The 21,646-nt window shown below is 72.2% G+C and carries 23 protein-coding genes; 4 read left to right on the top strand and 19 right to left on the bottom strand.

All coding sequences use genetic code 11. From position 1 onward, the window contains the following. Nucleotides 1-34: 34 nt before the first annotated feature. The 11 genes from rplW to rfbB all read right to left on the bottom strand — a co-directional run bounded on the left by rplW (nucleotide 35) and on the right by rfbB (nucleotide 8,767). The gene (gene rplW / locus SNE206_RS11000; RefSeq protein WP_405012888.1) at nucleotides 35-358 is read right to left on the bottom strand and encodes a 50S ribosomal protein L23; all 324 of its coding nucleotides are present in this window, start codon (nucleotides 356-358) and stop codon (nucleotides 35-37) included. Then, a complete protein-coding gene (rplD, locus tag SNE206_RS10995; RefSeq protein WP_407913006.1) occupies nucleotides 358-1,035 on the bottom strand; it encodes a 50S ribosomal protein L4 in 678 nt (225 codons plus the stop codon). The genes rplW and rplD overlap by 1 nt, the downstream gene beginning before the upstream one ends. A 5-nt stretch (nucleotides 1,036-1,040) precedes the next feature. Continuing rightward, nucleotides 1,041-1,688 (bottom strand): 50S ribosomal protein L3, encoded by a 648-nt coding sequence (gene rplC, locus SNE206_RS10990; protein ID WP_407913005.1) that lies wholly within the window; start codon nucleotides 1,686-1,688, stop codon nucleotides 1,041-1,043. A gap of 14 nt (nucleotides 1,689-1,702) precedes the next feature. Continuing rightward, nucleotides 1,703-2,011 (bottom strand): 30S ribosomal protein S10, encoded by a 309-nt coding sequence (rpsJ, locus tag SNE206_RS10985; RefSeq protein ID WP_012785157.1) that lies wholly within the window; start codon nucleotides 2,009-2,011, stop codon nucleotides 1,703-1,705. 475 nt (nucleotides 2,012-2,486) lie between these two features. After that, nucleotides 2,487-3,038, bottom strand: coding sequence for a hypothetical protein (locus SNE206_RS10980; protein WP_407913004.1), 552 nt, complete (start codon nucleotides 3,036-3,038; stop codon nucleotides 2,487-2,489). Nucleotides 3,039-3,435: 397 nt separating this feature from the next. Beyond that, nucleotides 3,436-4,743 (bottom strand): lipopolysaccharide biosynthesis protein, encoded by a 1,308-nt coding sequence (locus SNE206_RS10975; protein ID WP_407913003.1) that lies wholly within the window; start codon nucleotides 4,741-4,743, stop codon nucleotides 3,436-3,438. 3 nt (nucleotides 4,744-4,746) lie between these two features. After that, entirely contained in the window at nucleotides 4,747-5,631 is an 885-nt protein-coding gene (locus SNE206_RS10970; RefSeq protein ID WP_407913002.1) for a glycosyltransferase family 2 protein, read from the bottom strand. Nucleotides 5,632-5,638: 7 nt separating this feature from the next. Beyond that, nucleotides 5,639-6,439, bottom strand: coding sequence for a glycosyltransferase family 2 protein (locus SNE206_RS10965; protein ID WP_407913001.1), 801 nt, complete (start codon nucleotides 6,437-6,439; stop codon nucleotides 5,639-5,641). Beyond that, entirely contained in the window at nucleotides 6,436-6,831 is a 396-nt protein-coding gene (locus tag SNE206_RS10960; protein ID WP_405012879.1) for a DUF2304 family protein, read from the bottom strand. The genes SNE206_RS10965 and SNE206_RS10960 overlap by 4 nt, the downstream gene beginning before the upstream one ends. 86 nt (nucleotides 6,832-6,917) lie before the next feature. After that, nucleotides 6,918-7,796, bottom strand: a complete 879-nt coding sequence (rfbD, locus tag SNE206_RS10955; RefSeq protein WP_407913000.1) for a dTDP-4-dehydrorhamnose reductase — start codon at nucleotides 7,794-7,796, stop codon at nucleotides 6,918-6,920. After that, nucleotides 7,793-8,767 carry a dTDP-glucose 4,6-dehydratase gene (rfbB, locus tag SNE206_RS10950; RefSeq protein WP_407912999.1) on the bottom strand — a complete coding sequence of 325 codons (975 nt, stop codon included), beginning with the start codon at nucleotides 8,765-8,767 and terminating at the stop codon, nucleotides 7,793-7,795. Before rfbB ends, rfbD begins: the two co-directional genes overlap by 4 nt. An 84-nt stretch (nucleotides 8,768-8,851) precedes the next feature. On the opposite strand from rfbB, the gene rfbA reads away from it, so the two are divergent. Both rfbA and rfbC read left to right on the top strand, forming a co-directional pair. Continuing rightward, entirely contained in the window at nucleotides 8,852-9,727 is an 876-nt protein-coding gene (rfbA, locus tag SNE206_RS10945) for a glucose-1-phosphate thymidylyltransferase RfbA (RefSeq protein WP_407912998.1), read from the top strand. An 11-nt stretch (nucleotides 9,728-9,738) separates the two neighbouring features. Beyond that, complete coding sequence (rfbC, locus tag SNE206_RS10940) at nucleotides 9,739-10,314, top strand: dTDP-4-dehydrorhamnose 3,5-epimerase (protein WP_407912997.1); 576 nt, start codon at nucleotides 9,739-9,741, stop codon at nucleotides 10,312-10,314. A 175-nt stretch (nucleotides 10,315-10,489) separates the two neighbouring features. Here the strand turns inward: rfbC and tuf are convergent, their stop codons facing one another. The 5 genes from tuf to SNE206_RS10915 all read right to left on the bottom strand — a co-directional run bounded on the left by tuf (nucleotide 10,490) and on the right by SNE206_RS10915 (nucleotide 15,838). Beyond that, a complete protein-coding gene (gene tuf, locus SNE206_RS10935; protein ID WP_407912996.1) occupies nucleotides 10,490-11,683 on the bottom strand; it encodes an elongation factor Tu in 1,194 nt (397 codons plus the stop codon). 218 nt (nucleotides 11,684-11,901) lie between these two features. Then, nucleotides 11,902-14,007, bottom strand: coding sequence for an elongation factor G (fusA, locus tag SNE206_RS10930; protein ID WP_407912995.1), 2,106 nt, complete (start codon nucleotides 14,005-14,007; stop codon nucleotides 11,902-11,904). Nucleotides 14,008-14,046: 39 nt separating this feature from the next. Then, nucleotides 14,047-14,517, bottom strand: coding sequence for a 30S ribosomal protein S7 (gene rpsG / locus SNE206_RS10925; RefSeq protein WP_405012872.1), 471 nt, complete (start codon nucleotides 14,515-14,517; stop codon nucleotides 14,047-14,049). A gap of 2 nt (nucleotides 14,518-14,519) precedes the next feature. Next, nucleotides 14,520-14,891, bottom strand: coding sequence for a 30S ribosomal protein S12 (rpsL, locus tag SNE206_RS10920; protein ID WP_014144289.1), 372 nt, complete (start codon nucleotides 14,889-14,891; stop codon nucleotides 14,520-14,522). A gap of 383 nt (nucleotides 14,892-15,274) precedes the next feature. Next, nucleotides 15,275-15,838, bottom strand: a complete 564-nt coding sequence (locus tag SNE206_RS10915; protein ID WP_407912994.1) for a DUF1707 and DUF4190 domain-containing protein — start codon at nucleotides 15,836-15,838, stop codon at nucleotides 15,275-15,277. A 243-nt stretch (nucleotides 15,839-16,081) separates the two neighbouring features. Between SNE206_RS10915 and SNE206_RS10910 the strand changes: the two genes are divergently transcribed. Both SNE206_RS10910 and SNE206_RS10905 read left to right on the top strand, forming a co-directional pair. Beyond that, complete coding sequence (locus SNE206_RS10910; protein ID WP_407912993.1) at nucleotides 16,082-17,389, top strand: DUF2786 domain-containing protein; 1,308 nt, start codon at nucleotides 16,082-16,084, stop codon at nucleotides 17,387-17,389. Between the two features lie 51 nt (nucleotides 17,390-17,440). Then, nucleotides 17,441-18,481 (top strand): ADP-ribosylglycohydrolase family protein, encoded by a 1,041-nt coding sequence (locus SNE206_RS10905; protein ID WP_407912992.1) that lies wholly within the window; start codon nucleotides 17,441-17,443, stop codon nucleotides 18,479-18,481. 73 nt (nucleotides 18,482-18,554) lie between these two features. On the opposite strand, the gene SNE206_RS10900 is transcribed toward SNE206_RS10905, so the two are convergent. From SNE206_RS10900 to SNE206_RS10890, 3 genes are read right to left on the bottom strand one after another with little or no spacing between them, the layout of a single operon-like run. Continuing rightward, nucleotides 18,555-19,553, bottom strand: a complete 999-nt coding sequence (locus SNE206_RS10900; protein WP_407912991.1) for an ADP-ribosylglycohydrolase family protein — start codon at nucleotides 19,551-19,553, stop codon at nucleotides 18,555-18,557. Nucleotides 19,554-19,573: 20 nt separating this feature from the next. After that, nucleotides 19,574-20,785, bottom strand: a complete 1,212-nt coding sequence (locus tag SNE206_RS10895; RefSeq protein WP_407912990.1) for a cytochrome P450 — start codon at nucleotides 20,783-20,785, stop codon at nucleotides 19,574-19,576. Nucleotides 20,786-20,816: 31 nt separating this feature from the next. Beyond that, nucleotides 20,817-21,572, bottom strand: coding sequence for an SIR2 family NAD-dependent protein deacylase (locus SNE206_RS10890; protein WP_407912989.1), 756 nt, complete (start codon nucleotides 21,570-21,572; stop codon nucleotides 20,817-20,819). Nucleotides 21,573-21,646 lie beyond the last annotated feature (74 nt).

Here is a 21,646-nt window from a genome sequence, read left to right as displayed (position 1 = left end):
TCGTCCTCGTCCTTAACGACGATCACGTTCCCCGTCAGGCGGAGACCGGACCACCGAAGATGTCGATGCGGTTGCCCTCGGCCAGCGTCACGATGGCGCGCTTGGTGTCCTTGCGCTTGCCAAAGCCCGTCTTGGAGCGCTTGCGCTTGCCCTGACGGTTGAGCGTGTTGACGGCCTCGACCTTGACCGAGAAGACCGCCTCGACGGCCTGCTTGATCTGGGTCTTGTTGGCACCGGGCGCCACGACGAACGTGTACTTGTTCTCGTCGAGGAGCGAGTAGCTCTTCTCCGAGATAACCGGCTTGACCAGGACGTCACGGGGGTCCGTGTACGTCTTGCTCGTGATCTCCGCGGCCATCAGGCAGCGCTCCCTTCGAGCTCGCCCTCAGAGGCGACAGCCTTGGCGGACGCGGCCGGACCGGCCACGAAACGCTCGAAGGCGGCCTGGGTGAAGACCACGTCGTCAGCGACGAGCACGTCGTAGGTGTTCAGCTGGCCGGCGTCCAGAATGTGCACGTTCGGCAGGTTGCGAGCGGACTTCAGGCCCAGCTCGTCCTCGCGCTCGACGACCAGGAGGACGCTCTTGCGCTCGGAGATCTTGCCGATCAGGCTCTTCGCGGCCTTGGTCGACGGCGTCTCGGTCGCGGTCACGCCGGTGATGACGTGAATGCGGTCGTGGCGGGCCCGGTCGGTGAGGGCACCGCGGAGCGCGGCGACGATCATCTTCTTCGGGGTCCGCTGCGAGTAGTCGCGCGGCACGGGACCGTGCACGACGCCACCGCCGGCGAACTGCGGCGCACGGGTCGAGCCCTGACGGGCGCGGCCGGTGCCCTTCTGGCGGTACGGCTTCTTGCCGCCACCACGGACCTCGCCGCGGCGCTTCACCTTGTGCGTGCCCTGACGGGCAGCGGCGAGCTGTGCGACGACGACCTGGTGCATCAGCGGAATGCTGACCTTGGCGTCGAAGATCTCGGCGGGCAGCTCGACGCTGCCGGCCTTGTCGCCGGCCGGCGACAGGATGTCAATGGTGGTCATATCCTTCACAGCCCCTTCGCCGCGGTGCGGACGAGGACGAGGCCGCCGTTGGGGCCCGGGATTGCGCCCTTGATGAGCAGCAGGCCCTTCTCCGCGTCGACCGCGTGCACGGTCAGGTTCTGGGTGGTCACACGCTCGTGGCCCATCCGACCCGCCATGCGCATGCCCTTGAACACGCGACCCGGGGTGGCGCAGCCACCGATGGAACCGGGCGAACGGTGCTTGCGCTGGGTGCCGTGACCGGCGCCGAGGCCCTTGAAGTTGTGACGCTTCATGACACCGGCGAAGCCCTTGCCCTTGGAGGTGCCGGTCACGTCGACCTTGACACCCGCCTCGAACAGCTCAGCGGTGATCTCCTGGCCGAGGGTGTACTCGGACGCGTCCGTCGTACGGATCTCGACCAGGTGGCGGCGCGGGGTGACACCGGCCTTGGCGAAGTGACCCACGAGGGGCTTGTTCACCTTGCGGGGGTCGATCTCGCCGAAGCCGAGCTGCACGGCGTCGTAGCCGGAAGCGCTGTCGGCGGTGTGGACCTGGGTCACGACATTCGGCCCAGCCTTGACGACGGTCACCGGGACGACCCGGTTGTTCTCGTCCCAGACCTGGGTCATGCCGAGCTTCTCGCCCAGGATGCCCTTAATCTGCTTAGCCATCTTCGGTGCGCCTCTCAGAGCTTGATCTCGATGTCGACGCCGGCCGGCAGGTCGAGACGCATGAGCGAGTCAACCGTCTTCGGCGTGGGGTCGAGGATGTCGATCAGACGCTTGTGAGTACGCATCTCGAAGTGCTCGCGCGAGTCCTTGTACTTGTGCGGCGAGCGGATGACGCAGTACACGTTCTTCTCAGTGGGCAGCGGCACCGGGCCTGCGACCTGCGCACCAGTACGAATCACCGTCTCGACGATCTTCTTCGCCGAGGAGTCGATGACCTCGTGGTCGTAGGCCTTGAGCCGGATGCGGATCTTCTGTCCCGCCATGGCTACTCAGTAGTCCTTTGTGTCGTTTGCTGCTACTGCGACCGGCTGGGTCCGGGTGGACTCGTCCGGCGGCGCCCCCGGGTGGTTACCTCGCGGTCTCCCTCCGACCCCCGCGGTCGGGCGTGTCGCCCTACCGCTTGCAAAAAACCAAAGAGGTTTCACACCCTCTTCGGTTCCAGCTCCGGGATCGGTGAGGTCTTGCACCCACCAGGCGCCGGGTCGAGGCCCCGTCCACGCTTCCCGGAAGATTCCCGTACGTCCGCCCCGCAGCTGCCGCGGTGTCGCTTACACACCACTGCGTCCACATACAGCACGTGAACACATGAACGGCCATCACGGGAACGACGAGTACATGGGACTCGCTTCCGGTCCTCCCGGCGGGAGGCGCGCAGCATCGGCACTCAACCGAGCAACTTGGACATACTGCCATACGGCGGAGCCCAAACGCCAATCGGGCGCTTTTCTGCGGCGCCCGTCACTCCCCGGCAGGGGGCTGCCCGCACACCCGGGCGTCCGGCCCTCCCGGCCCGTCCAGGCCGAGGTCCACGGACTCGGTGCCCGCCGTCCCGCCGCGCACCGCCCCGACCTCCAGGGCGCCCCGCAGGTCGCCCGGCAGGGTCACCGCGTAGACGGTGCGGGCACCGTCGCCGGCCGGGGCGCCGCCCGCTTCCCGGAAGGGCAGGTACGTGCCGCCGCAGGCCACGCCGGTGACCCGCTCGCCGTCGGCGGCGAGCAGCAGGCGCCACCCGCCGGGCCCGGCCGCCGGGCCGAACACCCGGACGGTGCGCGGCTCCCGGCCCGCGGGCAGGTCGGCGGCGGCCCGGACGGCGCGGTCCAGCTCGGGATCGGCCGGGGGCGCGGCCGACGCGGCCGCGCCCCCTGACGTCGCGCGCTCCGGCGTGACCGGGGCGGACGCTCCCCCGTCGCCGGTGCGTCCCGGGGCGCAGCCCGCGGCCAGGACGGCCGCCACCGCCACCGCGACGACGGCCGCGGGACGGGCGGTGCGGGAGGGCGTACGGAAGCGCATGGGTCACGTCCGGGGGGCAGGAGGTCGGGGTCCGGGTCCGGGTCCGGGGGCGACGGTACCCGGCCCCGCCGTACGGGCCCGCACGGCGGGGCGGGGCAGGGCAGGGCAGGCCCGGTCAGCCGGAGCGCCGCTGCCAGCCGGAGCGCCGCTGCCAGCCGGAGTCCAGCCCGGCCGGGCCCGGCGTGCGTCCGGCCCGGCCCGTCCACCGCTGCCGCCGTCCGTGCTCCGATGTCATCGCTCTCCCCCGTCGCTCCCCCGCCGCCCGTGCGGACGGCCTCACCCATCCAGACGCTGCGGGCGGCACTCCGGGTCGCACCCCAGGCCGACTGTTCGCGCACGTCCGTGGTCCGGGCCCGGACGGCTCGGGGGTGCGGCCGGGCGATGCGGGGGCCGCCGGTCAGGCGGAGGGGATCGGCTCCGCCTCGGCGCCGGCAGGGGCCGAGGCCGAGGGGCGGCGCGGAACGGCGCCGCGCAGGCTCCACAGCATGCCGGCGGCACAGGCGAGCGGGCCGGCGGCGAAGGCGACGCAGACCCGGCCCTCGATCGGCCCCGGCACCAGGGTGACGCCGACCAGGACGGCGGTGCCGAACAGCCAGCAGAGCAGCTGGGCGCGGTGCCGGTGCAGCACGATGAGCGCCTGGCCGAGGACCATGGCGAGCAGGTAGCCGAAGGCACCGAGGCACAGGCAGAGGAAGTCGGCGCGGTCGAGCACCTCGGGTGCGGCGAACAGCAGGTGGATCAGCCACGGCCCGAGCACGACGGCGGGCACGGAGATCGCGACGCACAGCAGGGTGACCGCCGCGCACGCCCTGCGCAGCATGGCCAGGAAGTCGGCGTGCCGGCCGGCCGCCGCGGCGCCGGCCAGGCCGGACAGCAGCGACGCCTGGAGCGCGCCGAACACGAAGATCGGCACCCGGGCGAGGACGAGGGCGCTGAGCAGCGCGGCGACGAGGTCGACCTGGTCCGGTTCCAGGAGCTGGACGCTCATCACGGCGGCGCTGACCATCCACTGCGCGAGCAGGGTCGAGACCATGAGCGGGCCGAGGCCGCGGACGAGGCCGGGCCAGGGCTGCGGCGGTCCGGGGCGGACGGCGCGGACGGTGGCGGGCAGCGTCGCGAGCAGCGCCAGCAGGGGCGCGACGGTCATGATCAGGCTGAACGCGAGGGCGGAGTGCAGGCCCGCGGCGGCGCACCCGAACGCGAGCAGCATCCGCAGCGCGCCGTCGACGGCCAGTTGGGTGCCGTACGGCGTGAAGCGGCCGAGGCCGGCGAGGATGCCGCGGGTGAGGTAGCAGAACGCCATGGCGGCGAAGGCGCTGCCGAGGGCCGCGACGAGGGCGGTGTCCCCGTGCAGCAGGAGGTCCGCCAGGGGGCGGGCGAACGCCGCCATCAGGGCGAGGATGACGCCGAGGATGCCGCAGGTGAGCAGTGTCGCGCGGCGCAGGACGGGCCGGGCGCCCTCGCCGCGGACGGTGCGGGCCGCGACGATCCGGGTGAGTTCCTGTTCGAGCGGGAGGAACAGCCCGATGCCGACGGACATGACGATCGTCCACAGCACGGAGACGCCGGCCATGGCCTCGGTGGTGAGGCTGTGCCCGGCGACGGCCAGTTGCAGGTAGGAGGCGACGCCGAGGACGGCGGTGCCGACGGCGACCGTCCGGATGCCGGCCGGCAGGGCGGTGGCGAGGCTGCGCAGGCGCTTCATGGGTCAGCGGGCCGCGTGCTTGATCATGGCGTTGACTCCCGGGCGGCCGGCGTGCCGGGCGGCGCCCGGGAGCAGGGTGATGGCGTGCAGGCGGGAGGACAGGTGCAGCCGGGAGACCTTGGCGGCGCGGTGCCAGCCGAGGGCGTCGAGGCGGTCGGCGGTCTCCCGGAAGAAGCGCTTGGCCTCCTCGAAGCGGCTGCCGGTGTACGCCGTGGCCGAGGACTCGCTGCCGGCGTGCCGGCGGTAGCTGAAGCAGACCTCGGGGGCGGTGGCCAGGGACTCCCCCGCGACGAGCAGGTCGACGACGAGCGCGAGGTCCTGGATGACGCCGAGGTCGGCGCGGAAGCCGTACGGGCGGACGGCTTCGGTGCGCCAGCAGATCGACGGGAAGTAGAGCCAGTTGCCGCGCAGCAGGCTGACGGCGAGGTCCTCGCCGCCGAGGAGGTCGCGGCCGGGGCCCTTCGGGGCGTACAGGCGGCGCTTGGTGCGGTCGACGAGGGTGTCGTACGGCTGCCCGTCGGTGCCGACGACCTCGACGCCGGGCTGGATCATCGCGGCCCGGGGCTCGCGGGCCACGGCGGCGCGGACGACGTCGAGGTAGGTCGGGTGCATGAGGTCGTCGCAGCCCATGAGCACGAGGTACTCGTACTCGGCGAGGGCGACGCAGCGGTTGAAGTTGCCGGTGACGCCGAGGTTGGCGTCGTTGCGGAAGTACCGCACGCGCGGGTCGGCCAGGGCCTCGAACCACTCGGGCACGCCGGGCTCCTTGCCGTCGTCCACGACGGTGAGGCGCCAGTCGTCGCCGCTCTGCGCGAGGACGCTGTGCACGGCGTCCTGCATGAGTCGGACGTCGCCGTAGTACGGCAGGAGGATCTCGTAGCGGGACACGTGGCTCCTAGACCTCGGCCTCGGCGGGGACGGCCGCGGGCGTCCGCCGGGCGGCGAAGGCCCGGTAGAAGTCGGACCCGGGGGCGAAGTCCCGGACGTGGCGGGGCATCCGGCGGATCACGGCGAGGAGCAGGACGAGCCCGGCGCGGACGAGGTAGACCATCGCCTTGAGCGGCGAGGCGCTGGGGCGGCCGGTGGTGCGGGCGCGCATCGCGACCGGCACCTGGCGGACGGTGAAGCCGCAGCGGGCGGCGCCGACCAGGCTCTCGACGGTGTCGCCGAGGTACTCGACGGGGTACCAGCGGGCGAAGAACTCGATCAGCGGCCGGTTGCAGGCGCGGAAGCCCGAGGTGGTGTCGGTCAGCCGGGCGCCGGCGATGCGGGAGAGCACGAGGGAGAGCAGCTTCATCGCCCAGCGGCGCGGCCCGCGCACCCGGTAGTCGCCCTCGCCGTCGAAGCGGGCGCCGATGACGAGGTCGGCGTCGGCCAGGCGCTCCAGCAGGAGCGGCACGTAGAACGGGTCGTGCTGGCCGTCCGCGTCGACCTGGACGGCGACGTCGTAGTCGTGCTGCTGCGCGTAGCGGTAGCCGAGGCGCATGGCGCCGCCGACGCCGAGGTTGAACGGCAGCCGGGCGACGGCGGAGCCCGCCGCGGCGGCGACCTCGGCGGTGCGGTCGGTGGATCCGTCGTCGACGACGAGCGTGTCGACGTGCGGCAGCTGGCGCTTGATCTCGCCCAGCACGGCGGGCAGGCCGTCGGCCTCGTTCCAGGCGGGCAGGATGATCAGGACGCGCTGGCCAGTGGTCACGGCGTGGCCTCCGGGGTGGTGGCGGGGAGGGAGGCGTGCTGGGGGCCGGTGAGGATGCCCTGTTCGGCGAGCTGGGCGCGTATCAGGGCGACGTCCTCGGCGAGGGTGCGGGTCTCCGCCTCAAGGCGGCTCGCCTCCCAGCTGAGGTGGAGGCTGACCAGCAGGACGAGCACGAAGCCGGCGAAGAGCACGAGGCTCACGCCGGACGCGACGCCGAGCCGGCGGGCGGTGGAGTCGAGCAGCGAGGGGAAGAAGCCGAGGGGCGCTATGGCGAGGCCGATGGTCAGCCATATCGCCGCGTACTTCTCGCGGAGCTGCTGGCGGCGCAGCAGCTCCAGGATGTAGGCGAGCACCACCACGCCGGTGATCGAGGTGAGGATGGAGAGTTGCACTGCCGGCGCCTTCCGTGCGCGGGGCGGTCCCCGTGGGTGGCCAACAGCCTAAGGCAGCGGCCCCACGCACTCGAACGGGTGGTCGGCTAGGTGCCGGGGGTGACGAGGTCGCGGAAGGCGGGGCGGCGCAGGGCGGCGGCGAGCGAGTCCCGCCAGTCCGGCAGCGGTGCGAGGCCCGCGGCGGCCCACCGGTCGTGGCCGAGCACGCTCCAGGCGGGCCGTACGGCCGGGCGGGGGAACGCGGCCGAGGTGGTCGGCCTGATCCGCTCGGGGTCGAGCCCGGCGAGGGCGTACGCCTCGCGGGCGAGCCCGTACCACGTGGTGCGGCCCGCGGCGGTGCCGTGGTAGACGCCGGCCGGGGCGTGCGGGGCGCGGCCGAGGGCGAGCAGCTGCCGGGCGAGGTCGTGCGACCAGGTGGGCTGTCCGTGCTGGTCGTCGACGACGTCGACGGTGGCGCGGACGGCGGCGAGCTTCAGCATGGTGGCCACGAAGTTCGGCCCGTGCTCGCCGTACAGCCATGCGGTGCGCACGACGTAGCCGGTGCCGGGGAGGAGTTCCAGCACCGCCTGCTCCCCGGCGAGCTTGGAGCGGCCGTAGGCGTTGACGGGTCCGGTCGCGGCGGACTCCGGGCAGGGCCGGTCGGTGTCGCCGGGGAGGACGTAGTCGGTGGAGACCTGGAGGAGCCGGGCACCGGCCTCGCGGCAGGCGAGGGCGAGGTGGCGCGCGCCGGCGCCGTTGACGGCGGTGGCGGCGGCCTCGGCGCTCTCCGCGCCGTCGACGTCCGTCCAGGCCGCGCAGTTCACGACCACCTCGTGGCCGTGCACGGCCTCGCGGACGGCCTGCGCGTCGGTGACGTCGAGCGCGGACCGGTCGAGCCCGGTGGCCTTCTCGCCGGCCTCGTCGAGCACGGCCAGCAGGTCGCGCCCGAGCATGCCGCCGGCGCCGGTGACGAGCCAGGTCGTCATGCGAGGGCCGCCCGGGCCTTGAGCGGCTCCCACCAGGCGCGGTTCTCGCGGTACCAGGCGATGGTGTCGGCGAGGCCGTCGGCGAAGGAGACCTGCGGCTCGTAGCCGAGCTCCTCGCGGATGCGGGTGATGTCGAGCGAGTAGCGCAGGTCGTGGCCCTTGCGGTCCTCGACGTGCTCGACCATGTCCCATCCGGCGCCCGCGGCCTCCAGCAGGAGGCCGGTGAGCTCCTTGTTGGTGATCTCGGTGCCGCCGCCGATGTTGTAGACCCGGCCGGCCCGGCCGCCGCGCAGGGCGAGGTCGATGCCCCGGCAGTGGTCGGAGACGTGCAGCCAGTCGCGGACGTTGCCGCCCTCGCCGTACAGCGGCACCTTCCGCCCGTCGAGGAGGTTGGTGGTGAACAGCGGGACGACCTTCTCCGGGAACTGGTGGTGCCCGTAGTTGTTGGAGCAGCGGGTGACCACCACGTCCATGCCGTGGGTGCGGTGGTAGGCGAGCGCCAGCAGGTCGGAGGAGGCCTTGGAGGCCGAGTACGGGGAGTTCGGCGCCAGCGGCCAGTCCTCGGTCCAGGAGCCCTCGCTGATCGAGCCGTACACCTCGTCGGTGGAGACGTGGACGAAGCGGCCGACGCCGTGGTGGCGCGCGGCGTCGAGCAGCACCTGGGTGCCGACGACGTTGGTCCGCACGAACGGTCCGGCGCCCTCGATGGACCGGTCGACGTGCGACTCGGCGGCGAAGTGGACGACCACGTCGTGGCCGGCCATCGCGGCGTCCACCGCCTCGGGGTCGCAGATGTCGGCCCGGACGAAGCGGTAGCCCGGGTGGTCGGCGACCGGTGCGAGGTTGGCCTCGACGCCCGAGTAGGTGAGCTTGTCGAGCACGGTGATGCGGGCCGAGGCGTCGGCCCGGAGCTGCGAACGGACGAACTCGGAGCCGATGAAACCGGCGCCGCCGGTGACCAAGATGCGCATAGTGCGCGCAGTCTACCGGCGGGCCCCGGCCGGCCCGAGGACGTCCGCCAGGGAGGCCGGACGGGCTCCCGTAGGCTGCTGCCCATGCGTGGAATCCTGCTGGCCGGCGGTACCGGCTCCCGCCTGTGGCCGCTCACCCGGGCCGTCTCGAAACAGCTGCTCCCGGTCTTCGACAAGCCGATGGTCTACTACCCGCTGTCCACCCTGGTGATGGCGGGCATCGACGAGATCCTCATCGTCACGACCGCGGAGGACCAGCCGCAGTTCCACCGGCTGCTCGGCGACGGCTCCCAGCTCGGCCTGAGGCTGCAGTACGCCGTCCAGGAGCGGCCGGAGGGCATCGCGCAGGCCTTCGTGCTGGGCGCGGACTTCATCGGCGACGCACCGGTGGCCCTGATCCTGGGCGACAACATCTTCCACGGCAGCGGGCTCGGCACCCGGCTCGCCCAGCACACGGATCCCAAGGGCGGGCTGGTCTTCGCCTACCCGGTCGCCGACCCGACGGCGTACGGCGTGGTGGAGTTCGACGGGGACGGCCGGGTGCTGTCGATCGAGGAGAAGCCGCAGCAGCCGAAGTCGCGGTACGCGGTGCCCGGGCTGTACTTCTACGACAACCGCGTCGTGGAGATCGCGCGCGGCCTGAGGCCCAGCGCCCGGGGCGAGCTGGAGATCACCGCGGTCAACGACGCCTACCTGCGGTCCGGCGAGCTGCAGGTGACGAAGCTGGACCGCGGCACGGCCTGGCTGGACACCGGGACGTTCGTCTCGATGGTGCAGGCCTCGGAGTTCGTCCGGGTCATCGAGGAGCGCCAGGGCCTCAAGATCGGCTGCATCGAGGAGGCCTGCTGGCGGGCCGGCCTGATCGACTCGGACCGGCTGCGCGCACTCGCCGAACCGTTGACGAAGAGCGGGTACGGCCAGTACCTGCTGCACCTGCTGCAGGAAGAGAACTCCCGGTGAAGTTCCGCGCGTTGGCCATTCCAGGCGCCTTCGAGATCACGCCCCGGCTGCACGGCGACCCGCGCGGCCTGTTCACCGAGTGGTACCGCTTCGACCGGCTCGCCGAACACGTCGGCCACCCGTTGCGCCTCGCCCAGGCCAACCTCTCGGTGTCGGCCCGCGGCGTCGTGCGCGGCATCCACTTCGCGGACGTGCCGCCCGGCCAGGCCAAGTACGTGAGCTGCGTCCGGGGCGCGGTGCTGGACGTGCTGGTGGACCTGCGCACCGGCTCCCCCGCCTTCGGGCGCTGGGAGGGCGTGCGGCTGGACGACACCGACCGCCGCGCGGTCTACGTCCCGGAGGGCGTCGGCCACGGCTTCTGCGCGCTCACCGACGACGCCACGCTGTCGTACCTCTGCTCGGAGGCGTACAACCCGGTCGGCGAGCACGCCGTGCACCCGCTCGACCCGGACCTCGGCATCGCCTGGCCCGCCGACGCCCCGCAGCTGTCCGACCGCGACGCGGCCGCGCCCTCGCTGGCCGAGGCGCTCGCGTCCGGCCTGCTGCCCTCCTACGAGGCCTGCCGGGCGTACACCGCCGGCCTCTGACACCCCGGCGCGGGCGGCGGCCGCCACCGGGCCGCCGCCCGGTGGCGACGGCGGCCGCCGGGAACCCGGCACCGGACATGCGAGAGGGCCCGCCCTCCCGTCCTTGCGGACGGAGGAGCGGGCCCTCTCGTTGCCTTGCGGCGAGCCTGCCGAACGGCGGGCCGGGGTCAGATCATCACTTGATGATCTTGGTGACCTGGCCGGCGCCGACGGTGCGGCCACCCTCACGGATGGCGAACTTGAGGCCCTCCTCCATGGCGATGGGCTGGATCAGCGCAACGGTCATGGCGGTGTTGTCGCCCGGCATGACCATCTCGGTGCCCTCGGGGAGGGTCACGACGCCGGTCACGTCCGTGGTACGGAAGTAGAACTGCGGGCGGTAGTTGTTGAAGAACGGGGTGTGACGGCCACCCTCGTCCTTCGACAGGATGTACGACTGGGCCTCGAAGTCGGTGTGCGGCGTGACCGAACCCGGCTTGATGATGACCTGGCCGCGCTCGACATCCTCGCGCTTGATGCCACGGAGGAGCAGACCGACGTTCTCGCCCGCCTGGCCCTCGTCGAGCAGCTTGCGGAACATCTCGATACCGGTGACCGTGGTGGTGGTCTTGGTGGTCTTGATGCCGATGATGTCGACGGTCTCGTTGACCTTGAGGACACCACGCTCGATGCGACCGGTGACGACGGTGCCACGACCGGTGATCGTGAAGACGTCCTCGATCGGCATCAGGAACGGGAGCTCGGTGGCGCGCGCCGGGGTCGGGATCGACTCGTCGACGGCGGCCATCAGGCCGAGGAGCTTCTGGCCCCACTCGGCGTCGCCCTCGAGCGCCTTCAGCGCCGAGACGCGCACGACCGGCAGGTCGTCGCCCGGGAACTCGTACTCGGAGAGGAGCTCACGGACCTCGAGCTCGACGAGCTCCAGGATCTCCTCGTCGTCCACCATGTCGGCCTTGTTCAGGGCGACGACGATGTAGGGGACGCCGACCTGGCGGGCCAGGAGGACGTGCTCCTTGGTCTGCGGCATCGGGCCGTCGGTGGCGGCGACGACGAGGATCGCACCGTCCATCTGGGCCGCACCGGTGATCATGTTCTTGATGTAGTCCGCGTGACCCGGGCAGTCGACGTGGGCGTAGTGACGCGCCTCGGTCTGGTACTCGACGTGCGCGATGGAGATGGTGATACCGCGCTGCCGCTCCTCCGGCGCCTTGTCGATCTGGTCGAACGGCGTGAAGGGGTTGATCTCCGGGTAAGCGTCGTGCAGCACCTTGGTGATCGCCGCGGTCAGCGTGGTCTTACCGTGGTCGATGTGACCGATGGTGCCGATGTTGACGTGGGGCTTCGTCCGCTCGAACTTCGCCTTCGCCACTGCAGTCCTCCTGAGGACAGTTCTGTACGCCGTACGACGTCAGTTGGTCTGGATCGGGTTTGGGAACGTGGCGCCGGTAGCGCCCCGTGCCGTCCCGCGGGGTGGGGTGCCGGAGGGCCCGGGGGGATCTGGGGAGATCCCCCCGAGTTTCCTCCTTCTAGCCTAAGGGGTCGGGAAAGTCCCGTATGTCGGCAGCATGCGCCGCCGGCACGGTGGAACTACTCGCCCTTGGACTTGGCGATGATGTCGTCCGCCACGTTCCGCGGAACCTCGGCGTACGAGTCGAACTGCATCGAGTAGCTTGCGCGACCAGAGGTCTTGCTGCGCAGGTCACCGACGTAGCCGAACATCTCGGAGAGCGGGACGAGCGCCGAAACGACGCGGGCGCCGTGACGCTCGTCCATGGAACGGATCTGACCGCGACGGGAGTTGATGTCGCCGATCACGTCGCCCATGTAGTCCTCGGGCGTGGTGACCTCGACGGCCATCATCGGCTCCAGGATGGCCGGGGAGGCCTTCCGGGCGCCTTCCTTGAACGCCATCGAACCGGCGATCTTGAACGCGAGCTCGGACGAGTCGACGTCGTGCGACGCACCGTCGAGCAGGGTCACGCGAACGCCCTGGAGCGGGTACCCGGCGAGGACACCGAACTCCATGGCCTCCTGGCAGCCGGCGTCGACCGAAGGGATGTACTCCTTCGGCACGCGGCCACCGGTGACCTTGTTGACGAACTCGTAGCCCTCGCCGGACTCGAGCGGCTCGATCGCGATCTGGATCTTCGCGAACTGGCCCGAGCCACCGGTCTGCTTCTTGTGCGTGTAGTCGATGCGCTCGACGCCCTTGCGGATCGTCTCGCGGTACGCGACCTGCGGCTTGCCGACGTTGGCCTCGACCTTGAACTCACGCTTCATACGGTCGACCAGCACCTCGAGGTGCAGCTCGCCCATACCCGCGATGATGGTCTGGCCGGTCTCCTCGTCCGTGTTGACCTGGAAGGACGGGTCCTCCTCGGCCAGGCGCTGGATGGCGGTACCGAGCCGCTCCTGGTCGCCCTTGGACTTCGGCTCGATCGCGACGCGGATGACCGGGGCCGGGAAGTCCATGGACTCCAGGATGACCGGCTGCTTCTCGTCGGACAGGGTCTCGCCGGTGGTGGTCTGCTTGAGACCCATGACGGCGACGATGTCGCCGGCGCCCACCGAGTCGATCTCCTCACGCTTGTTCGCGTGCATGCGGTAGATCTTGCCGATGCGCTCCTTGCGGCCCTTCACCGCGTTGAGGACGGCGGTGCCGGCCTCAAGGCGCCCGGAGTAGATCCGGACGAAGGTGAGCTTGCCCAGGTGCGGGTCGGACATGATCTTGAACGCGAGCGCGGCGAGCGGCTCGTCGTCCGAGGCCTTGCGCGAGATCTTCACCGAGTCGTCGCCGGGCTTGGTGCCCTCGATGGACTCGATGTCCAGCGGCGACGGCAGGTACTTCACGACGGCGTCGAGCAGGGGCTGAACGCCCTTGTTCTTGAACGCGGTGCCGCAGAAGATCGGCGTGAAGGCGGACTCCAGCGTGCCCTTGCGGATCGCGGCGATCAGCAGCTCCTCGGGGATGTCGTCGCCCTCCAGGGCGAGCTCCATCACCTCGTCGCTGACGTTCGACACGGTGTCGAGCAGCGCCTCGCGGTACTCGGCCGCCTTGTCGGCGAGCTCGGCCGGGATGTCGACGACGTCGTACATCTCGCCCTTGGTCGCCTCGGGCGACCAGACCAGGGCCTTCATCTTCACCAGGTCGACGACGCCGACGAAGTCGGACTCCGCGCCGATCGGCAGCTGCATGACCAGCGGGGTCGCGCCGAGGCGGTCCACGATGGTCTGCACGCAGAAGTAGAAGTCGGCGCCCGTGCGGTCCAGCTTGTTGATGAAGCAGATGCGCGGGACGCCGTAGCGGTCAGCCTGCCGCCACACGGTCTCGGACTGGGGCTCGACGCCGGCGACGCCGTCGAACACCGTCACCGCACCGTCGAGCACGCGGAGCGAACGCTCCACCTCGACGGTGAAGTCGACGTGGCCCGGGGTGTCGATGATGTTGATGGTGTTGTCGACGCCGTCGAGCGTCCAGTGACAGGTCGTCGCGGCCGACGTGATCGTGATGCCGCGCTCCTGCTCCTGCTCCATCCAGTCCATCGTGGCAGCGCCGTCGTGGACCTCACCGATCTTGTACGAGACACCGGTGTAGAACAGGATCCGCTCGGTGGTGGTGGTCTTGCCCGCGTCGATGTGCGCCATGATCCCGATGTTGCGGACCCTGGCGAGGTCAAGGGAGGTTGCAGCCATGGTGGCTCGTTCTCTCTCTGTCTAGTGACGGGGTTAGGACTACCAGCGGTAGTGCGCGAAGGCCTTGTTGGACTCGGCCATCTTGTGGGTGTCCTCGCGACGCTTCACCGAGGCGCCCAGACCGTTGCTCGCGTCCAGGATCTCGTTGAGCAGGCGCTCGGTCATGGTCTTCTCGCGGCGGGCGCGGGAGTAGCCGACGAGCCAGCGCAGGGCCAGCGTGTTGGCGCGGCCGGGCTTGACCTCGATCGGGACCTGGTAGGTCGCGCCACCGACACGGCGGGACTTGACCTCAAGGGTCGGCTTGACGTTCTCCAGGGCGCGCTTGAGCGCGACCACCGGGTCGGCGCCGGTCTTCTCGCGGACGCCCTCAAGGGCGCCGTACACGATCCGCTCGGCGGTGGAGCGCTTGCCGTGCAGCAGGATCTTGTTGACCAGCGAGGTCACCAGCGGGGAGCCGTAAACCGGGTCGATGATGACCGGGCGCTTCGGGGCGGGGCCCTTACGAGGCATGGTTACTTCTCCTTCTTGGCGCCGTAGCGGCTGCGGGCCTGCTTGCGGTTCTTGACACCCTGGGTGTCGAGGGAACCGCGGATGATCTTGTAGCGGACACCAGGAAGGTCCTTCACACGGCCACCGCGGACCAGCACGATGGAGTGCTCCTGCAGGTTGTGGCCCTCGCCCGGAATGTAAGCGGTGACCTCGATCCCGCTGGTGAGGCGCACACGGGCGACCTTACGAAGCGCCGAGTTCGGCTTCTTCGGGGTGGTCGTGTACACACGCGTGCAGACGCCGCGTCGCTGCGGCGAGCCCTTGAGGGCGGGCGTCTTGTTCTTCTCGACCTTGTCCTGCCGGCCCTTTCGGACCAGCTGCTGGATCGTAGGCACCGTTTCTCCGTTTTCTGTGTGCCAAGGCTGCGTAAAACTAACCTGGGGCGAACCCAACCCTCCGACCCACGCGGTCGGGTGTGTTGGGCCTCCTGACGGAGGACGCGCGGAATCCCATGAGCTAGGGCAGCGTCGGCGCTCGCACGGCAAGAGCGGGATAGCGCTCTGCTACGGCGGCCGGTCTGCTGGCACGCACAAGGACCCGGGGACACCCCAGGCACGAAACAGAGCGTACCTAGCGCATCGGCGGCGGTCAAAACAAATGGAACGCCGCAGCTCACCCGGGACGGCGCAAGATCAGCCGGACGACGGGAAAATGTCCCGCCGTCCTATCACACACACCACCCCTCCGCCACCGGAGCGGGCCGGGAGCCGGACCCCGGTCAGACCGAGGAGGCAAGCGCCAGCAGGATCATCATCGCCCATCCGCCGATCGACAGCCACCCGATCACCAGGCCGGCGGTGGCCATCCCGTCGCCCTCCTCGTGCCCCTGCTTCAGCTGCGACTTCGCCATGTGCCCGGTCACCACCGCGGGGACGCCCAGCATCCCGAAGGTCGGCAGGCAGAGCAGCCCGAGCACCATCGAGGCGATCGCCAGACCGTTCGTCCGCACCGGGACGTACGGCATCGGCGGCGGCAGGAAGGCCTGCGGCACGACCGGTCCCACCTGGGAGATCTGCGGCGCGACCATCGGCCCGGACGGCAGGTCGCCGACCAGGTGGGAGAGCTGCCCGTACGTCTGCGCGCGGTGCGCGGCGTCGAAGCGCTGCGAGTACTCCTCGGCCGTCAGCCGGCCCTCCGCGTACGCGGCCTTCAGGACGTCGACCGTCCGCTCGCGGTCCGCGTGGGCGGCGCGCATCGCGGACTGGGGGGACTGCGCGGGCTGCCACGGCTGCGGCTGCTGCCCGTACGGCTGCTGCGGCTGCCCCCACGGCTGTACGGCCATCCCGGCCACCTCCCTGACGCCCCGTCGCGCGCTGTGCGCACGCTGTGCCCCTACAGAATGCAGGACGAGTGGGCGGGGCGAGTAGTTGCCGGTGCGGCCCCACGGATTCACCGGCCGCGGCCGCACGCCCGTACGGGCACCCCGCGGTGTGACGCACGCCGCACGCCCCGGGCCGCCCCGGCCGCTCCGGCATCATGGACGGGCCGGGTCGGCAGTCGGACGGCGGTGGACGGAAGAGGCACAGTGGGCAAGCGCAGCAGCAGGGACGGGCAGGGTACGGCCGTCGACGGACTGCTGGCACAGGCGGTCGGGCAGGTGGTCGCGGCGTCCCCGGACGGCCTCGACTACGCGCTCGACGTCGGGGCGTCGCTGCTGGCGGCGTCCGCGGAGCAGTGGCCCGAGGTGAGCCGGGCGCTCCTCGCGCACACGGAGCGGACCGTCGGACGGTGCTGGAGCGCCGGGTGGCGGCCGGCCGACGTGGTGCGGGTGGTGCGCCGCAGCCTCGGACCTGCGCACCTGGCGCTCGCCGTCGACCTGATCGCCGCCGAGGGCCGGCGGCACCCGGCGTCCTCGCTGGACCGCCGCTGGCACGAGCAGCTGCGCGAGCTGGCCGTCGAGGTGTGGTGGGACCGCGATGCGGCCTTCCTGTCGGCGTTCGCGGAACGCCACCGGCTCGACCGCTTCGCCCTGGCGACGGCCGCGCTGGAGGTGCTGCGGACCTGGTCGCTGCTGCCGCCGGTCGCGCCCGTCGGCCCGGTGCCGGGGCAGGGCGCGCCGTCCGCCCGGCCGTTCGCCGGGGCGGCCGTCCGGTCGGCGGGCGAGCCGCGGATGCTCGGACGGATCCGGGCCCTCCTCGCGAAGGCCGAGTCGACCGAGTTCCCGGACGAGGCCGAGGCACTGAGCGCCAAGGCGCAGCAGCTGATGGCGCAGTACTCGATCGACGAGGCGCTGCTGGCCGTCGGCGCGCGGGCCGAGGACGCGCCCGCCGCGCTGCGGATCGGGGTCGACAACCCGTACGAGAGCCCGAAGGCGATGCTGCTGGACGCGGTCGCGGCGGCCAACCGCTGCCGGGTGGTGTGGGCGAAGGAGTTCGGCTTCTGCACGGTGATCGGCTTCGACGCCGACCTGGACGCGGTGGAGCTGCTCTACACCTCGCTGCTCGTCCAGGCGACGGCGGCGATGAGCCGCGCCGGCAGCCGGAAGCACAAGGACGGCGCGCCCCGGACGAAGGCGTTCCGCCAGTCGTTCCTGATCTCCTATGCTGCGCGGATCCGCGAGCGGCTGACCGAGGCCACCGAGCGGACGACCGCGGAGGCCGCGGCCGGACGGCACCTGCGCGAGGACGGCACCTCCGAGCAACTCGTGCCGGACGAACGGCTGCTGCCCGCGCTGGCCGCCCGCGGGCAGGCCGTGGACGAGACCGTGGGGCAGATGTTCCCGAAGCTGGTCTCGCAGCGCGTGCGGGTCAGCGACGGCGAGGGCTGGGCGGCCGGCCGGGCCGCCGCCGACCGGGCGGCGATCCACGGGCGCGCCGGGGCCATCGGGCACTGAGCCGGACGCCACCGGGCGGACGGTACGGGCGGACCACACGGGGGGGCGGGCATGGCAGCAGGCGCGGACAGCGGTACGGAGCGGTTCCGCGACAGGGTGCGGGGGGCGCTGCTGGGCGGGGCGGTGGGCGACGCCCTGGGGTGGCCGGTGGAGTTCCTGCGGCTGGAGGCGATCCGGCAGCGGTTCGGCCCCGCGGGGGTGACCGGCCTGCAGGGCGACCAGGTCACGGACGACACCCAGATGACCCTGTTCACCGCGGAGGGCCTGCTGCGCGGCGGGCACCCGGAGGCGCTGAAGGCGGCGTACCACCGCTGGCTGCTCACGCAGCGCCTGTCGGCCCCCGAACGGCAGCCGGACGGCTGGCTGCTGGGGCACGCCTTCCTGTACGCCTCGCGCTCCCCCGGCACGGCCTGCCTGACCGGGCTGACGGAGCATCCGCGCTACGAGCCGGCGGCGGAGCTCGGCCGGCCCGGGCCGGTCAACCCGCACTCCAAGGGGTGCGGCACGGTGATGCGTTCGGCACCGTTCGGACTGCTGGGGCTGGGGGTGGAGGACGCGTTCCGGCAGGCGGCCCTGGCCGCGCAGCTGACCCACGGTCACCCGACGGGCTACCTCGCGGCGGGCGCCTTCGCCGCACTGGTCGAGCGGCTGGCCGCCGGGGTTCCCCTGCCGTCGGCGGTCGCGGGGACGACCGCCCAGGTGGCCGCCCTGCCGGGCGCCGGGGAGACCGTGGCGGCACTGGAGCGGGCGGTGCGCGTCGCCGCCGAGGGCCCCGGGTCGGCGGAGGCGGTGGAGCGGGTCGGCCTCGGCTGGATCGCCGAGGAGTGCCTGGCGATCGCGGTGTACTGCGCCCTGGTCGCGGGCCCGCGGGAGGCCCTGCTGCTGTCGGTGAACCACTCCGGCGACAGCGACTCGACGGGCGCGGTCTGCGGCAACCTCGTCGGCGCGGCGCACGGTCTCACGGCACTGCCCGCGGAGTGGACGGGCGCGGTGGAGGGCCGGGAGGTGCTGCTGCAGGTCGCGGACGACCTGGTCGCGCAGGCCGGGGGCGACCGCGCGGCGCTGGCGGGACGGTACCCGGTGCAGGCCTGAGCCCGGAGGAGGCCGCGGCGGACGCCCGCACCCCCGGCGTCCCGGGGTGGCGGCCGGCCCGGGCCTGCGGCGCTCAGTCCCAGAGGGCGCCGAAGGCGAGCAGCTCGTCGCGGTACTCGATGCGCTCCACCCAGTCGCCGGGCCAGGCCTCCTCGCCGTGGTGCGCCCCCGCGAACGCGCCGGTGAGACAGGCGACGGAGTCGGAGTCGCCGGAGGAGAAGGCCGCGCGGCGGACCGCGGCGACCGGGTCCTCCGGCAGCAGCAGGAAGCAGAGCAGGCCGGTGGCGAAGGCCTCCTCGGCGATCCAGCCGGCGCCGGTGATCTCGCACGGGTCGGTGTCGAGCGACGGCCGGGCGAGGGCCGCGTCGAGCCGGTCCAGCACGAGCAGGCAGTCGTCCCAGCCGCGGGCGGTGAACTCCTCCGGCGCATGGTCCTGGGCGTGCGCGGCGAGGTCGCCGAGCCAGAACGCGTCGTGCCGGGTGCGGTTGCGCAGCGCGTACTGCCGCAGCAGGCCGGGCAGTTCGCCGGGTGCGGTGCCCTCGGCGAGCAGCCGCACGGTGTACGCGGTGAGGTCGCTCGCCGCGAGCGCGGTCGGGTGGCCGTGGGTGAGGCCGGACTGCAGCTGGGCGGCGCCGGCCAGCTGGCGTTCGGTCAGGGAGCGGACCAGGCCGAGCGGGGCGACCCGCATGTTGGCGCCGCAGCCCTTGGAACCGGTGTCGGTCGCCTCCTGCCAGGGCCGGTCGGGCCTGCTGAGCCGCTGGCAGGACTTCAGGCAGGTCATGCCGGGCGCGCGGTTGTTCTGGGGCGAGCGCCACCAGTCGACGAACTCCTCGCGCACCGGCCGCTCCAGGCGCAGCGGGGTGAGCGGACCGCGCTCCAGGGCGGTGCGCAGGCCGCGGGCCAGCGCGAGGGTCATCTGGGTGTCGTCGGTGACGCGGGCCGGGGCGGGCAGCGGGAGACCGCGCCAGTCGGGGCAGTGCGCGGCGATCTCGTCGAAGGTCTCGAACTCGGTCGGGTGGCCGAGGGCGTCGCCGATCGCCAGGCCCAGCAGTGCTCCGGTGGCAGCGCCCATGTGTCCCCCTCGGTCCGGTCCTAGATCTCGACCGCCAGCTCTTCGAGTCCGCGGATCACGTACCCCGGCTGCCAGACGGGCTCGCGGAGCAGCCGCATCCCGGGGGCCCGCCGCAGCAGTGCGCCGTACGACTCCGTGAGCTCCATTCTGGCGAGCGGGGCGCCGAGACAGAAGTGGATTCCGGCGCCGAAGGTGATGTGCGGGTTGTCGGTGCGGCCGACGTCGAGGCGGTCGGGGTCGGCGAAGCGGGCCGGGTCGCGGTTGGCGGAGCCGAAGAGCAGGGCGACCTCGCTGCCGCGGGGCACGGTGGTGCCGTCGATCTCGATGTCGTCCAGCACCCAGCGTTCGAACATCTGCAGCGGGGTGTCGTGACGCATCAGCTCCTCGACGGCGGTGGGCAGGAGTTCGTCCACCGCGCCGCGCAGCCGGGCGAGTTCGCCGGGGTTGCGGAAGAGCGCCCACCAGCCGTTGCCGGTGGTGTTGACGGTGGCCTCGTGCCCCGCGTTGAGCAGCAGCACGCAGGTGGAGACCATCTCCTGCTCGCTGAGCACGTCGGTGCCGTCGGCGACCTGCACGAGGGCGCTGACGAGGTCGTCGCCGGGGGTGGTGCGGCGGGCGCGGATCAGCGCGCGCAGGTAGTCGGAGAACTCGGTGCTGGCGCGGACGGCGCGCCGCGCGGTCTCCTCGGACGGGTTGAGCTCGAACATCCCGGTGATGGCCGCCGACCACGGGCGCAGCAGCGGCCGGTCGCCCTCCGGGACACCCAGCATCTCGGCGATGACGGCGACCGGCAGGGGCTCGGCGACGGCGGCGACGAGGTCGCCTCCGCCGTCCGCGAGGAGGCCGGTGACGAGGTCGTCGGCGAGCCGGGCGACGGTGGGCTGCAGCGCGGCGACCATGCGCGGGGTGAAGGCCTTGGCGACGAGCCGGCGGATCCGGGTGTGGTCGGGGGCCTCCAGGTCGAGGAGTCCGTGGTCGTTGAGGGTGTGGAACGGCTCGTGCGCGGGGTCGGGCGCGGACCGGCCGAACTCCTCGTGGCCGAAGCGGTGGGTGTAGGTGCGTCCGAGCCGGCGGTCGCGGAGCAGCGCGGAGACGTCGGCGTACCGGGGCACCAGCCACTGGCCGGTGGGTTCGTAGAAGTGGACGGCCCCCTCGTCGCGCAGCGCCGCGTAGGCGTCGTACGGGTGCGCGACGAACGCGGGGGACCACGGGTCGAAGTGTGCAGCCGTCATGTCCGCTCCCTGCCGTTCGGGTGCCGCCATGCTATGCGGCGCCGGCGGTGAGGTCCCCCGCGACGATCCGGCGGACCAGGGCGGGCAGTGCGGCGGAGATCGGCTCGCGGATCAGCTCGTCCGCGAGCGGGTCGTACGGGGTGGGCTCGGCGTTGACGATGATCAGCCGGGCGCCGTTCTGCACCGCGAGCTCCGCGAGGCCCGCCGCGGGGTGGACCTGCAGCAGGGTGCCGACGGCGACGAACACCTCGCAGGCCCGGGCGACGGACGCGGCGGTGCCGAGCACGGTCGCGTCGAGGGCCTCGCCGAACATCACGGTGCACGGCCTCAGGATTCCGCCGCAGGCGCGGCAGGCCGGGTCGTCCTCGCCGGCGGCGACCCGTGTCAGGGCCTCGTCCATGTCGCTGCGCACGCGGCAGCGCACGCACTGCACCCGCTGTGCGGTGCCGTGGAGTTCGAGCACCTTGCGTTCCGGCAGGCCCGAACGCCGGTGCAGGCCGTCGACGTTCTGGGTGAGGACGCGCATCGGCACGCCGCTGCGCTCCAGTTCGACCAGTGCCAGGTGGCCGGCGTTGGGTTCGGCGCCGACGGCGCCGACCTCCTGCCGCATCCGCCACGACCGGCGCCGGACGTCCGGGTCGGCGAGGTACGGGCCGATGGTCACGAGGTCCTGCGCCGCCGGGTCGCGCTGCCAGAGTCCTTGCGGGCCACGGTAGTCGGGGATGCCGGAGTCGGTGGAGATCCCGGCGCCGGTCAGGACGGCGACCAGGGGGCGCTTGGCGTTCATGGGCGGGACCGTACGCGGCGGGGCGGGCCCGCGCCACCGGAAAACCGCCGCCGGAAAACCGGGTGCGCGGCGGC

Source organism: Kitasatospora sp. NE20-6, assembly GCF_045862635.1.
Note: the sequence above shows the minus strand (reverse complement) of the source record. Positions and strands in the feature narration are given on the sequence as shown.

What these genes read in the sequence shown, in the direction of transcription:
- rplD (WP_407913006.1), bottom strand. Translation starts at nt 1,035, where the DNA reads ATGACCACCATTGACATCCTGTCGCCGGCCGGCGACAAGGCCGGCAGC.
- SNE206_RS10900 (WP_407912991.1), bottom strand. Translation starts at nt 19,553, where the DNA reads ATGGGCGCTGCCACCGGAGCACTGCTGGGCCTGGCGATCGGCGACGCC.
- SNE206_RS10890 (WP_407912989.1), bottom strand. Translation starts at nt 21,572, where the DNA reads ATGAACGCCAAGCGCCCCCTGGTCGCCGTCCTGACCGGCGCCGGGATC.
- SNE206_RS10905 (WP_407912992.1), top strand. Translation starts at nt 17,441, where the DNA reads ATGGCAGCAGGCGCGGACAGCGGTACGGAGCGGTTCCGCGACAGGGTG.
- rpsJ (WP_012785157.1), bottom strand. Translation starts at nt 2,011, where the DNA reads ATGGCGGGACAGAAGATCCGCATCCGGCTCAAGGCCTACGACCACGAG.
- SNE206_RS10975 (WP_407913003.1), bottom strand. Translation starts at nt 4,743, where the DNA reads ATGAAGCGCCTGCGCAGCCTCGCCACCGCCCTGCCGGCCGGCATCCGG.
- rfbA (WP_407912998.1), top strand. Translation starts at nt 8,852, where the DNA reads ATGCGTGGAATCCTGCTGGCCGGCGGTACCGGCTCCCGCCTGTGGCCG.
- rfbB (WP_407912999.1), bottom strand. Translation starts at nt 8,767, where the DNA reads ATGCGCATCTTGGTCACCGGCGGCGCCGGTTTCATCGGCTCCGAGTTC.
- SNE206_RS10895 (WP_407912990.1), bottom strand. Translation starts at nt 20,785, where the DNA reads ATGACGGCTGCACACTTCGACCCGTGGTCCCCCGCGTTCGTCGCGCAC.
- fusA (WP_407912995.1), bottom strand. Translation starts at nt 14,007, where the DNA reads ATGGCTGCAACCTCCCTTGACCTCGCCAGGGTCCGCAACATCGGGATC.
- rpsG (WP_405012872.1), bottom strand. Translation starts at nt 14,517, where the DNA reads ATGCCTCGTAAGGGCCCCGCCCCGAAGCGCCCGGTCATCATCGACCCG.
- SNE206_RS10915 (WP_407912994.1), bottom strand. Translation starts at nt 15,838, where the DNA reads ATGGCCGTACAGCCGTGGGGGCAGCCGCAGCAGCCGTACGGGCAGCAG.
- rfbD (WP_407913000.1), bottom strand. Translation starts at nt 7,796, where the DNA reads ATGACGACCTGGCTCGTCACCGGCGCCGGCGGCATGCTCGGGCGCGAC.
- rplW (WP_405012888.1), bottom strand. Translation starts at nt 358, where the DNA reads ATGGCCGCGGAGATCACGAGCAAGACGTACACGGACCCCCGTGACGTC.
- rplC (WP_407913005.1), bottom strand. Translation starts at nt 1,688, where the DNA reads ATGGCTAAGCAGATTAAGGGCATCCTGGGCGAGAAGCTCGGCATGACC.
- SNE206_RS10980 (WP_407913004.1), bottom strand. Translation starts at nt 3,038, where the DNA reads ATGCGCTTCCGTACGCCCTCCCGCACCGCCCGTCCCGCGGCCGTCGTC.